Genomic DNA, 13,512 nt, shown 5'->3' with positions numbered 1-13,512 from the left:
TATAATGAGAACCATAAATTCTTAAACGGGTGGTGTAGGGAAATGAGTAAAAGCAATGTGGTGAATTTGCCAGAGTGGACAAGAGTGGGAAGCGAAGATAAGAAGCAGAGACAAGCCTTAGGCACGCGTATTATAGCTTGGGGTCAGAAGCAGCGTTATATTCAGCTTATTACAGCGAAGAAGTGGATGCTTCTGTTAAGCTTTATGGGGTTTCTGCTAGGTAGAGCTATGATTTTGGACGAGCTGTCCCCTTTTGCTGTCGCATATTTTGCCGTCATTGTGTTTATGCGTCGAGACTCTATGTTACCTGTAGCAGGTGCTATTATAGCTGGAAGTCTCTTCACTCCGTTTCCGGGTGCCTTGGTTACTACGGCTGAACTGATTATCTTTTTTCTTGTTTACAGAGGGCTTGAGAGTTTCGAACGAATAGATTTGTCCTATGCACCTCTTATGGTATTCGTATCCTCGTTTATGGTTGGCCTGTTCAAGATTGTTCTCGGACCGTCTCTTTCCTGGTACCCCTTTATGATGACTACTTTAGATGCTTTGCTCGGGTTTGTACTTACGCTTGTGTTCATTCAGGCACTTCCTCTACTAACTTACAAGCAAAAGAGCAGATCGCTGAGGAACGAGGAGGTTTTATGCCTTATTATTCTGTTAGCCTCCGTAATGACAGGCCTTGTGGGCTGGACTCTTAATGGTTTGTCATTAGAGCATATATTGTCTCGTTATTTAATTCTGTTGTTTGCTATGGCAGGAGGTGCTCCGCTCGGTGCAGCTGTTGGGGTGGTGACGGGGTTGATCCTCAGTCTGGCTGATATCGGTGCTATCTATCAGATGAGCCTGCTTGCTTTTTCGGGAATGCTAGCGGGAATGATGCAGGGCGGACGAAAGGGTGCGGTATCTATCGGCATGCTGCTGGGATCAACGATCCTTTCCGTCTATTTTACGGGTCCGGGTGATATGATGGCCTCAACATGGGAGACATGCGCAGCAGTAGTGCTGTTTCTAATAACGCCTAAGACGATGATATCAGCGATTGCAAAATATGTACCGGGCACGTCAGATCATAGCCGATCTCAACATGAATATGCCCGCAGGGTCAGGGATCTGACTGCAGAACGGGTCACTCAATTCTCACAGGTATTCCAACAGCTCTCCAGTAGCTTTGGACAGATTCCACGTGCCGGAGAAGTGGGTAAATCGGATCGTGAAATGGAAGATTTTATGAATACGGTAACAGAAGGAGCCTGCGCTGGCTGCATTCGCCGTACCCACTGCTGGGATGCAAAATTCTATCAGACATATAGATACATGACAGATATGATGACAACTGTTGAGGAATGCCCTGAGATTACGGCTGCTCAGCTGCCACCAGAATGGAGCCGTATTTGTGGCAAAACCGGTGAAGTGCTTGAGGTCATGAAGGGACAATATGATCTCTACCAACATGATATGCGGTGGAAAAGACAAATATACGATAGTCGCCAATTTGTTGCTGAACAGTTGTCAGGCGTGTCACAGGTTATGGAAGACTTGGCCAAGGAAATTAAGCGTGAGGGACAGGCCATGTATCGGCAGGAAGCGCAAATTCGCGAGGCTCTTGAGAAATTGGGACTGTCTATTCATGGCATTGAAATTTTAAGTCTGGACCCAGGACGCGTAGAAATAGAAGTAGTGCACGCTTATAATCGCGGTTTTGATGAATGCCGTAAAATGATTGCCCCACTCCTCTCCGACATTCTGGATGAGAATATTGCTGTCATGAGTGAGACGGCGGTTCATCCCCGGGAAGGACTCTCGATGGTTACCTTTGGTTCAGCCAAAGCCTTTGAGGTAAACACGGGTGTGGCAGTTGTTTCTAAAGGTGGAGATATGCTGTCTGGCGATAGCTTCAGCACCGTAGAGCTTGGAAATGGCACCTTTGCAGTATCCATTAGTGATGGTATGGGAAATGGTGAACGGGCAAGGATGGAGAGCAGTGCCGCACTCGGTATGTTAGAAAAGCTGCTGCAATCCGGAATGGATGAGAAGCTGGCTGTAAAGTCGGTCAACTCAATTCTTTTATTACGCTCCCCTGATGAATTCTATGCTACTGTCGACATGGCTTTAATCGATCAATATTCTGCGCAGACAACATTTATGAAGATTGCTTCTGCACCAAGCTTCATCCGGAGGGGGAGTGAGGTCATTCCAATAACCTCTAGCAATCTGCCGATAGGAATCATTAAAGATATTGATGTGGACTTAATCAGTATGCAGCTTCGCCCCGGCGATATTTTAATTATGATGACCGATGGTATTTATGATGCGCCTGGATATGCCGTTAATAAGGAGATATGGATGAAACGGATGATCCAAGAGCTTGAGGGTGATGATCCTCAGGATTTAGCGGACAGCCTGTTGGAGAAAGTGATCCGTTATCAGGGCAATGAGATCCTTGATGACATGACTATTGTCGTCAGCCGTCTTGATCACTTCCATCCGGAATGGTCCAGCCTGCATATGCCGGGCATCGGTCGTATGGAGCGTCCCCGTACGGTAAGTTAGTTATTTTAGGTTTAGGTTTAGTAGGTTTTAATGTTGGGTACGCGCGAAGCGTCGTACTGCTTGTATAGTTTAAGGCACGTGCAAGATATCGTGCTGCTTGAGGGTACGCGTGAAGTGTTGTGTTGCTTGTGAGTTTGTAGCACGCGTAAGGCGTCGTGCTACTGGAGGCAGTCGAGGCGAGTCCGTGACGTGTAACTCGCCAGCCTCTACTATTTTCGTTTCAATGGTCGGCTGACTTGGGACGGAATCTGTAGATCTAAACTGTTTACTAGTGAAGGTATGGAACGGAGAGAAAGTTTGGAGCTGTAGAAGCGGAGCGTTCGCCTTTGTCCTCGGATTCCAACTGCGAGAGGCGGTTCTAATCAAGGAATCTGAGGACAAAAGCGATCGAAAGCCCAAACATTTCTCGCAGTTCCCCTATTCACTAACCCCCTCTGTTTTGATCTAGACTCCCCACTTAACATCGACCGTTTGAAATCTCTCATTTCTGGATATGCTAGAAACAGAGGTTCAAACAAAGGGGGAGTTGAGGGTTATGAAGCAAATTATGCTCATTACTGACGGTTGTTCGAATGTAGGAGAAAGTCCGGTGTTGGCAGCGGCGCATGCCCTGCAGGAGGGAATCACCGTAAATGTGGTCGGTGTAGTTGATTATGGTACGATCGGTGAAATCGGCAGCCGGGAGATTGCTGACATTGCCAAGGCCGGGGGAGGCCTTAGCCGAATAGTCGGAACACCACAACTGGCGCAGACGATTCAGATGATGACACGCAAGACCGTGGTTCAGACGATCCAGCAGGCGGTTAATAAAGAGGTAAAAAAGATACTAGGCGACGGCTCACTGGATCAGCTGCCTCCTGTTCAACGTTCACAGGTTGTTACAGTTGTAGATGAACTGACAGAAACAACGCCGCTGCGCATTGCACTTCTTATCGATGCCAGTGCCAGTATGAAGCCTAAACTGGGTGCTGTGGAAGATGCAATCCGCGATTTGGCACTCAGTTTAGAAGCACGGGAAGGCAAGAGTGAGATCGCTGTGTTTCATTTTCCCGGAAATAACAGCAGTGAAGATGCCAAGCTTGATCTAGATTGGACGCATGACATGTCAGGTATTCGTACGCTATTCTCTAAATTACACATGAGAGGTGCAACACCGACTGGCCCAGCTATTTTCAAGGTGCTTGAACATTATCGTTATGATACACTGGATGAACATCGTGGACGCCGACTAAGCGATGACCACGACGAAAGAGAAGGGATGATTGGTGGGTATGTCGTCTAATCCGTCCTATCCTACTGGTACCTTAATTAACGGCAAATGGCGGGGTAACCGTTATGTCGTTGAGCGGATGCTGGGAAGGGGCGCGAACGGAACCGTATATCTTGTGCAAAGAGAAGGCAGACGGGAAAGGTACGCGCTAAAAATCGGATACGATACACTTGAACTTCAATCGGAGATCAATGTACTGACCTCGCTGCAATCGCGACGAAAGCGGAATGAACATCGGGCTCGTCGTGAGAATCCATTGTCTTCTTATTTTTTGGAAGCGGATGATTTTGCGAATGGGGATAATATCCCCTTCTATGTGATGAGGTATGTTGAAGGCAAACCGCTGCATCATTTTTTATCGAAAAACGGTCCCGATTGGTTAGGCCTGGTAGGTCTTGGTCTGCTTGAAAAGCTGCGCACACTGCATGAATGTGGATTTGTGTTCGGTGATTTGAAGCCCGAGAACGTCATGGTATCGAAATACGGTGAAGTGGAACTGATCGACTTTGGGGGCACAAGCCCTATTGGTCGTAGTGTGAAGCAGTTTACCGAATGGCATGATCGTGGTTTCTGGAATGCGGGCAGTCGAATCAGCGATGAGGGTTACGATCTTTTCGCATTTGCTGTGCTGTGTCTTCGTTTGCTCAATGAAGAAGGGCTCAAAAAGGCAGCTTTACAGCTGCCGCAGACGAGAAGTGTGGACGAATTATTTAAGCTGGCTAGAAATTTACCCAATAAGAAACTATCCTCCTGGATTTGTATGGCGTTAAAAGGGGGGTTCTCAGGCTCTACGGATGCTACTGAGGTCTGGCGAAACCATATATATAACTCGCGCAGAAAGCGCCCGGATAGTATGGACACCCCCCGGTGGTTAAAAAATGCATTCGCACTGTCCTTGTTTTTGCTCGCCTTTACGATTTATTGGGTATTCCGTTTTTGAACTCATACATATAGTTGGAGAGAGGGGGGCGCATATGGAGCAAATGAATGGACTGGTGGAGTCTGTATTGGAGTCAGCAGCCGAGCATGAGCTGTGGGCGCCCCATGACACCATTGTAGTCGCAGTTTCCGGCGGCCCGGATTCTGTGGCTCTTTTGCATGTTTTACATGAAATATCTTTAAAATTTATACCGCTTACCTTAATATGTGCTCATGTGAATCATGGATTTAGGCCGGAGTCGAAGGAAGAGGCAGAGCTCGTACGTGGTATGGCTGAAGAACTGGGACTGCCCTTTGAGTTTGCGGAATTCGATATTCCCTCCTTGGCTAAAGAGAGTGGACTTGGTCCTGAGGGTACTGCACGTGAGAAGCGGTACGAATTTCTGATTGATACGGCACACCGATATGGAGCGCGTTCTGTTGCTCTGGCTCATCATGCTGATGATCAGGCAGAAACTGTAATTATGCGTCTATTACGCGGAAGTGGCTTATCTGGACTGTCGGGTATCAAGTGGAAAAGAACAGAAAAAAAGGTGGAACTCATTCGCCCATTCCTACGTATTAACAAAACAGCACTTTTAGGGTTATGCCAAAATGAAGGTTTCACTTATGCTGAGGATGCCACCAATCTGCTGACGAAATACAAGCGGAATGCCATTCGTTTGGAAGTTCTTCCTTTTCTGGAAAAGTATAATGGCAGAGTGAGGCAATCGCTCGTACAGCTTGCGGAAATTGCGGGAGCTGAAGATGAGTATATGGAGACGTCTGCGGCAAAATGCTTTGAAGAGCTAGTTTCGGAAGGGGATGGGAAATACACCTTTAACAGAGCTTCATTTGCTGCCATACCCTCCGCTTTACAACGGCGTTTGATTAAACTAATATTAAATTATCTGTCGGCGGATTTATCTGCCCTTGATTTCCCCAAGATCGAAACTGTACGTCGGGGAACGCTGCAGAGCTATCCCACCACCTGGAGCTTGGATTTGGGTGGAGGCCTGACTTGTGTGCGGCAATATGATAGTATCTTGTTCTCGTCCAAGCCCACGACGCCACAGGCAAGCTATACATATCGTCTGTTTTTACCGGACTCTGAGCTTAAATTGGAGGAAATAGGTAAGGTGATGTCGATGGCGGTACTGGAGAGAGAAAACTTTTTTGTACAGGGGGAGGATTATGGGAAGATGTCGGCTTGGTTTGACCGTGATGAACTGGTCTTTCCACTGACGATACGATCCCGATTGCCTGGAGATACCATAAGGATCATGGGATTAAACGGAAGCAAAAAGGTAAAAGATATTTATATTGATGATAAAATACCTGCTTCCGAACGGTCATTGATTCCCCTCGTTTGTGATGGTTTGGGCAATATCGTCTGGATTCCGGGCGTAAGACGCTCGATGCATGCCGCAGTAGGGCGGCACACGACCTCCGTACTTCTATTGTCTCTGGCAGAGCTGGATGACCGCGAAGAAACGTAATGGTCGAAGTAAGTCTTTCATAGTATAACTTAGGAGGTTTCGCAAGTTGCAAAACGATATTCAAGAAGTATTGATCACCGAAGAGGAACTTCAGCAGAAAATTAAGGAGCTCGGTCGAACACTGAGCGAAGAATACGCAGGTCGTACCCCTTTAGTAATTTGTGTACTAAAAGGTGCGTTTATATTTATGGCAGATTTGGTTAAAGCCATTACAGTACCTGTTGAGATGGATTTCATGGCAGTGTCCAGCTATGGAGCATCCACCAAGTCCTCTGGAGTAGTCAAAATTATTAAGGATTTGGATGTATCGGTAGAAGGCCGCGATATCTTGATCGTTGAAGATATTATTGACAGTGGTCTTACACTCAGCTATTTAATTGAGTTGCTCCGCAACCGGAATGCTGCTACTATCTCTGTGGTTACCTTGTTTGATAAACCATCAGGCCGCACTGTTAATCTTGAAGCCAGCTACACAGGCTTCGTGTTACCTGACGAATTTGTAGTAGGCTACGGATTGGATTATGCCGAGCGGTATCGGAACCTCCCATATGTTGGAGTACTGAAACCTGAGATTTATTCCAATTGAACTAAGGACTGCCTCGATCATACGGATCGGATACCCACAACTTCCTTTATTTGAGGTGTCCCAAGAGGCTATGGTACAATAACTTGAGTGTTGTGAGAGGAGGTAGGGGATGAATCGGTTCATCCGGAATTCTGGTTTTTATTTGATTTTATTTTTAGTCGTGGTGGGTATTGTCCAGTTTGTGAGCAATGGAAATGAAGCCGCCGATTTCCCTAGATACGACGAGTTACGGCAGGAGATCAAGAACAACAATGTGAAGGATTTGACGGTTCAGTTTGAGGGTAATGCCTTTCTGGTCACAGGCGAGTATAGAGAGCTGCCTGCCGATACTAAATCGAAAAGCTTCTCCACATATATTCCTCCTACAGATGCCGCTATCAATGAACTGATTCAAGCCAGTGATGTTAATGGGATTGAATTAACTCAGAAGAAAATGGAAGGTACCAGCATTTGGCTGACATTCCTTTCTTCAATTATCCCACTGGTAATTATGTTCATCTTGTTCTTCTTCCTGTTTAACCAGGCGCAAGGTGGCGGCGGTAAAGTCATGAATTTCGGCAAGAGCAAAGCTCGGTTATATAATGAAGAGAAGAAGAAAATCAGCTTTGAGGATGTTGCAGGGGCGGACGAAGAGAAGCAAGAGCTTGTCGAAGTCGTTGAGTTCCTGAAAGATCCACGCAAATTTGCAGCTGTCGGCGCACGTATTCCTAAGGGCGTATTGCTTGTAGGTCCTCCGGGAACAGGTAAAACATTGCTTGCCCGTGCGGTAGCAGGTGAAGCTGGCGTTCCTTTCTTTAGTATTTCCGGTTCTGACTTTGTGGAAATGTTCGTGGGTGTCGGTGCTTCTCGGGTACGTGATTTGTTCGAGAATGCTAAGAAGAATGCTCCATGTATTATCTTCATTGATGAAATTGATGCTGTAGGTCGTCAGCGTGGCGCCGGTCTTGGTGGCGGACATGACGAGCGTGAACAGACGCTTAACCAATTGCTGGTTGAGATGGATGGATTCGGTGGTAACGAAGGCATTATTATTGTAGCGGCGACTAACCGCGCTGATATACTTGATCCGGCATTGCTTCGTCCAGGACGTTTTGACCGTCAAATTACGGTTGACCGTCCTGATGTGAAAGGCCGTGAAGCTGTACTTAAGGTTCACGCTCGTAACAAACCGCTTACGAAAGATGTAAGACTGGATGTTGTTGCTAAACGCACAACCGGATTCACAGGTGCTGATCTGGAGAATCTGCTGAATGAGGCAGCTTTGCTAGCTGCACGTCGTAACCGTAAAGATATTTCCATGATTGAAGTGGATGAAGCTATTGACCGTGTTATCGTAGGTACTGAGAAACGCAGTCGTGTGATCAGTGACCGCGAGAAACGTATTGTAGCTTATCATGAAGCAGGCCATACTATTGCTGGTTACTTCCTTGAGCACGCCGATATGGTGCATAAAGTTACTATTATCCCACGCGGACGTGCAGGCGGATATGTTATTATGCTTCCGAAGGAAGATCGGATGATCGTTACCAAGCAGGAGCTTTTGGATAAGGTTACTGGATTACTTGGTGGACGTGTTGCCGAAGAATTGTTTATTGGTGAGATCGGTACGGGTGCATACAGTGACTTCCAACAGGCTACGCGCATCGTGCGTGCCATGATTATGGAGTACGGTATGAGCGATAAGCTTGGACCTATGCAGTTCGGATCTTCTCAAGGTCAAGTATTCTTGGGTCGTGATATTGGGCATGAACAGAATTACAGTGACTCCATTGCTTATGAGATTGATCAGGAAATGCAGAACTTTATTACTTCGAGTTACGAACGTTGTAAAGATCTGTTGATCAAACACTCCAAAGAAATGCACTTGATTGCCAATACATTACTTGAGAAAGAAACACTTGAGCTTGATCAGATTACACAACTGATTGAACAAGGATTCCTTTCCGAGGATGGTAAACCAGAAGTTGGCGAAGGTGTTGCCCATGAAGTTGGCGAGCCTGTCATTGACAATATCGGTGATGTGCGAGTTCGTATTCAAGGCAAGCCTGAGGATGAACAGTCCACACTTCCTGACCTGTCAAAGGATATCCCGAATAACCCTGATACTGAGGGTAATGACGGTTCTGACGATGACAATAAAGGTGGGGGCACTAGCCTTACCTAATTGGGTTCACCATTCATATGATGTAAATTTATCCGGAGAACGTAACTGTTCTCCGGATTTTTTATTTTAATTTTTAAGGGATTCTATGCCTTAAAGCCTGTCCAGTTACATTGACAGGGGCTGGAACGTTGTGTACATTAGTGATTAATATTACTTACTATTTATATCAGCATGTTCATTTTTTCACCATGATGGCGCATGCCATTTGATAACATCATGTCGGCGAAAAGCCGCGAGGATTTAAGGGGGAGAACAATCGGTGGAAGCTCTGGCGCTTGAGCGCAAGCAGGAACAGAATCGAGAACTTCGTATACGTCTTGAACAGCTTAAAAAGGAACGAAACGCAATCATTTTAGCTCATTATTATCAACGTGATGAAATTCAGGAGGTTGCCGATTTCCGGGGCGACTCTTTTTTACTCGCTCAGAAGGCTGCAGAGACAGATGCGGAAGTTATTGTATTCTGTGGTGTTCATTTCATGGGGGAAAGTGCAAAAATTCTAGCCCCGAACAAAACCGTCCTTATTCCTGATGAACGTGCAGGCTGTCCAATGGCAGATATGGTCAATGTAGACGGTTTGCGTAAGCTAAAAGCTCAACATCCAAATGCTAAAGTAGTCACTTATATTAACTCGTCCGCCGAGATTAAAGCAGAAACCGATATTTGTTGTACCTCTGCTAATGCTGTGAAAGTAATCGAATCCCTTGACGCCGAAGAGATTATTTGGGTCCCAGATAAGAATCTTGGTCAATATGTACAAGATCAGACGGGCAAGAAGCTGATTATTTGGGAAGGCTATTGCAACACTCACGACATGTTGACCGTCAAAGATGTAGTAGAAATGAGAGCAAAATATCCAGATGCGGAATTTGTAGTTCATCCAGAGTGCCGTCCTGAAGTAGTGGCCATGGGTGACTATGTAGGCAGCACTACATCAATTCTGGAGTATTGCCGGAAATCGGATCGTAAGCAATTTATCGTTGGAACGGAAGATGGTACCGGATATCAGCTTCGTAAGGATAGTCCAGATAAAGAATTCCATTTTGCTACCAAATTTCTTGTTTGTCCTAATATGAAAGTTAATAATCTAAAAAAACTGGTGAAATGCCTGGAGACGATGAAGCCACAAATCTATGTACCGCCTGCTGTCGCCGACAAAGCCAGAACATCCCTAGAGCGCATGCTACAAGTCCGGTAGCATGCGCTACTCTTTCGTTGAAACAGGTGAAAAGCGGTCATGATTCCACAATATTTGGTTGATTTTGATCTTCGGGATATTCCTACGGTAAAGACAGATTGTATTGTTATTGGTTCAGGGATTGCCGGACTATTCACGGCTATTAAAGCCAGTGAAGATCGGCGTGTCATAATGATCACAAAGAAATCAGTGATGGAAAGTAATACTCGCTATGCACAGGGAGGGATCGCAGCTGTTATAGCTGAGGATGATTCCCCTGCATACCACCGGCAGGATACCTTAATGGCCGGAGCAGGTCTTTGCTCTTCAACAGCTGTCGATGCACTTGTTAATGAAGGGCCGGAAGGCGTTCATGAGTTAATTCGCTTAGGAACTTTGTTTGATAAGGAAGATGGGGTACTGGCTTTAACTCAGGAAGGAGCGCACAGCCACCGCCGTATCTTGCATGCTAATGGGGATGCTACCGGTTATGAGATTGTTCGTGCATTGGCTGAACAGGTAGCGGAGCATGAGAATATCGAGGTCTGGGATGATCATTATGTTATCGATCTCATCACTGAAGGTGGAGAATGTGTAGGCGCATTATTGCAGCGGCCCGGTGGTGGACGATTGTTCCTGCAAGGGGATGCGACCATTTTGTGCTCTGGTGGAGCCGGACAATTATATCGATACACTACCAACCCAGAGGTAGCTACAGGAGATGGTGTAGCGATCGCCTATCGTGCTGGGGCTCATATACGAGATATGGAATTTATTCAATTTCATCCTACAGCACTTAGTTACCCAGGAGCTCCTAGATTTTTAATCTCCGAAGCTGTGCGTGGGGAAGGAGCAGTCTTGCGCAATATTAATGGAGAGCGGTTCATGGAACGTTATCATGACCTGCTTGAGCTAGCCCCGCGGGATATTGTAGCACGAGCCATTGTAAGTGAAATGGAACATACTAAATCAACGTTCGTTTATTTGGATATTACACATGAATCTCCAGAGATGGTGAAGCATCGGTTTCCCACAATATATGAGACATGTATGGGCTATGGACTGGATATTACAAGTGATTGGATTCCAGTGGCTCCTGCTGCGCATTATATGATGGGGGGGATTAAGACCGATCTGAATGGAGAGAGCACCATCCCGCGTCTGTTTGCTTGCGGAGAGGTTTCCTCCACAGGTCTGCATGGCGCTAACCGTTTAGCTAGTAATTCTTTATCTGAGGCCATTGTATTTGGACAGCGTATTATTGATCGGATTCATGAGCTTTCTCCGCTGGACCGTGATGTTTTATCGGTTAACAGTAACGAGGGCCGTGTAGATTCGCCAACTCAAGCTATTGTGGAACGTCGTTTGAAGCTACAGAAGGTAATGGTTCGATATGCCGGACTGCGTCGTAACGAAGAGATGTTACTTAAAGGACTAGATGAATTAAAACGACAGCTGCCCATCTTTGGATCAGCTTTGTCCAAACGTGAGGAATATGAATTTGCTAATATGCTGACCTGCTGTTTGCTTGTGACAGAGTCTGCTCTGGCACGGGAGGAGAGCCGTGGGGCGCATTACCGTGAGGATTATCCGCAGCGGGATGATGATCAGTGGCGTAAGCACCTGCTTCAAATTCGCGAACTGGGAATAGTGGAGGAATTAAGCGATGATGTTTAATGGTTACAATGAAGAACTAGTACAATCTATCAAGGCCTGGTTGCGGGAAGATGTTGGTTCCGGAGATGTAACCACGCAGATGACGATTCCAGTGGGCCATGAGTCCAAAGGGATTATTCATGCCAAGGAAGACGGGATAATTTGTGGCATTCCAATTGCAGAGCTGGTTTTTGAAATTGTGGATCCGGCGCTTAGTTTTACAGCCCTTGTCGAAGAAGGCCAAGCTGTAACCAAGGGAACTGTAATTATTGAGGTTGAGGGCAGCACCCATGCGATTCTAACAGGTGAGCGGCTTGCGCTTAACTTGATGCAGCGTCTTTCAGGTGTGGCATCACGAACAGCTTCTTTCGTGCAGGTGTTGGAGGGATTACCAACTCGTCTAGTGGACACACGTAAGACAACACCAGGTCACCGGATGCTGGAGAAATATGCTGTTCGTATTGGTGGAGGCTTTAATCACCGTTTTGGTTTATATGATGCAGTTATGATCAAGGATAATCATATCAAAGGCGCGGGTGGTATTCGGCAGGCTGTAGGTCGTGCCCGGAAGAACATCCCGCATACGATGAGCATCGAAGTGGAGACCGAGAATTTAGAGCAAGTCGAAGAGGCGCTGGCAGCAGGTGCTGATATTATAATGCTCGATAACATGTCTAACGATATGATGAAGCAAGCCGTGGCTAGGATTAAATCCAAAGCTCCGCATGTTAAGACAGAGGCTTCTGGAAATGTATCGTTAGAAACCGTACGCGGGATTGCCGAAACGGGCGTGGATGTGATTTCTGTCGGGCGCCTTACGTACTCCTTCTCCAGTCTGGATATCAGTCTAGACCTTAATGCCAAGAAGGAAGGGCCTTTGTCATGATGCTTGCTGTCGATATCGGTAATACCAATATTGTTCTTGGTGTATATAGAAAACGCGAATTGCTGCATCATTTTCGGCTGAGTACTGCGCGCCAATCGACCGTGGATGAATATGGAGTAATGATACACAATCTTTTTCACATGTCAGGTATATCTGTCAAAGACGTTGAAGGTGTAATTATATCTTCGGTTGTTCCGCCACTGGTTAAGACTATTGAGGATATGTGTATTAAATATATAGGGAAAGACCCATTGATTGTTGGACCAGGGATTAAGACGGGGCTTAACTTACGTTATGAGAATCCGCGTGAAATTGGCGCAGACCGGATTGTTAATGCAGTTGCTGCGATTGAACAATATAAATGTCCACTTGTCGTTGTTGATTTTGGTACGGCTACGACTTTTGATTGCATTGATGCAGGTGCTAATTATCTTGGTGGCGCAATTGTGCCCGGTCTAGGCATTTCAACGGAGGCATTATACCAGCGGGCATCTAAGCTGCCGCGAATTGAATTGGAGAAGCCTAAAAAGGTCATCGGACGTAATACGGTGCACGCGATGCAGGCCGGGATTATTTTTGGCTATGCGGGTCAGGTCGAGGGTATTGTTAAACGAATTAAAGTCGAGATGAACGCTCCCGAACTGAAGGTTATTTCGACCGGAGGCCTCGCCTCGCTAATTGCGGGTGAAACAGACTGTATCGATGAAGTAAATCCTATGTTAACGCTAGAAGGATTAAGAATTATTTACGATCGTAACCAATAAAGATAAAGAAGCCTAAAAGGCGAAGAGATAGGAGGGCTATGC

10 protein-coding genes are annotated in these 13,512 nt (G+C 46.2%); all 10 read left to right on the top strand.

What is annotated here, in order from left to right; genetic code table 11:
- The first annotated feature begins 42 nt into the window (after positions 1-42).
- The 10 genes from spoIIE to MHH60_RS27540 all read left to right on the top strand — a co-directional run bounded on the left by spoIIE (position 43) and on the right by MHH60_RS27540 (position 13,470).
- Positions 43-2,550, top strand: a complete 2,508-nt coding sequence (gene spoIIE / locus MHH60_RS27585; protein WP_076138488.1) for a stage II sporulation protein E — start codon at positions 43-45, stop codon at positions 2,548-2,550.
- A gap of 535 nt (positions 2,551-3,085) precedes the next feature.
- Complete coding sequence (locus tag MHH60_RS27580; protein ID WP_038568031.1) at positions 3,086-3,832, top strand: VWA domain-containing protein; 747 nt, start codon at positions 3,086-3,088, stop codon at positions 3,830-3,832.
- Positions 3,822-4,760 carry a serine/threonine protein kinase gene (locus MHH60_RS27575; RefSeq protein WP_076138503.1) on the top strand — a complete coding sequence of 313 codons (939 nt, stop codon included), beginning with the start codon at positions 3,822-3,824 and terminating at the stop codon, positions 4,758-4,760. Before MHH60_RS27580 ends, MHH60_RS27575 begins: the two co-directional genes overlap by 11 nt.
- Before the next feature lie 34 nt (positions 4,761-4,794).
- A complete protein-coding gene (tilS, locus tag MHH60_RS27570; protein ID WP_076138487.1) occupies positions 4,795-6,237 on the top strand; it encodes a tRNA lysidine(34) synthetase TilS in 1,443 nt (480 codons plus the stop codon).
- Between the two features lie 46 nt (positions 6,238-6,283).
- Positions 6,284-6,823 (top strand): hypoxanthine phosphoribosyltransferase, encoded by a 540-nt coding sequence (gene hpt, locus MHH60_RS27565; RefSeq protein WP_036678757.1) that lies wholly within the window; start codon positions 6,284-6,286, stop codon positions 6,821-6,823.
- 109 nt (positions 6,824-6,932) lie between these two features.
- Positions 6,933-8,987, top strand: a complete 2,055-nt coding sequence (gene ftsH, locus MHH60_RS27560) for an ATP-dependent zinc metalloprotease FtsH (protein ID WP_076138486.1) — start codon at positions 6,933-6,935, stop codon at positions 8,985-8,987.
- A 259-nt stretch (positions 8,988-9,246) separates the two neighbouring features.
- Positions 9,247-10,185, top strand: a complete 939-nt coding sequence (nadA, locus tag MHH60_RS27555) for a quinolinate synthase NadA (RefSeq protein ID WP_036678753.1) — start codon at positions 9,247-9,249, stop codon at positions 10,183-10,185.
- 39 nt (positions 10,186-10,224) lie between these two features.
- The gene (gene nadB, locus MHH60_RS27550) at positions 10,225-11,841 is read left to right on the top strand and encodes an L-aspartate oxidase (protein ID WP_076130078.1); all 1,617 of its coding nucleotides are present in this window, start codon (positions 10,225-10,227) and stop codon (positions 11,839-11,841) included.
- Complete coding sequence (nadC, locus tag MHH60_RS27545; protein ID WP_076138485.1) at positions 11,831-12,706, top strand: carboxylating nicotinate-nucleotide diphosphorylase; 876 nt, start codon at positions 11,831-11,833, stop codon at positions 12,704-12,706. The genes nadB and nadC overlap by 11 nt, the downstream gene beginning before the upstream one ends.
- Positions 12,703-13,470 (top strand): type III pantothenate kinase, encoded by a 768-nt coding sequence (locus tag MHH60_RS27540; RefSeq protein ID WP_036678745.1) that lies wholly within the window; start codon positions 12,703-12,705, stop codon positions 13,468-13,470. The genes nadC and MHH60_RS27540 overlap by 4 nt, the downstream gene beginning before the upstream one ends.
- The last annotated feature ends 42 nt before the right edge of the window (positions 13,471-13,512 follow it).

Source organism: Paenibacillus sp. FSL H7-0716 (assembly GCF_038002705.1).
Taxonomy (GTDB): Bacteria; Bacillota; Bacilli; order Paenibacillales; family Paenibacillaceae; genus Paenibacillus_AQ; species Paenibacillus_AQ odorifer.
This window is presented reverse-complemented; position numbering and strand designations above follow the sequence as displayed.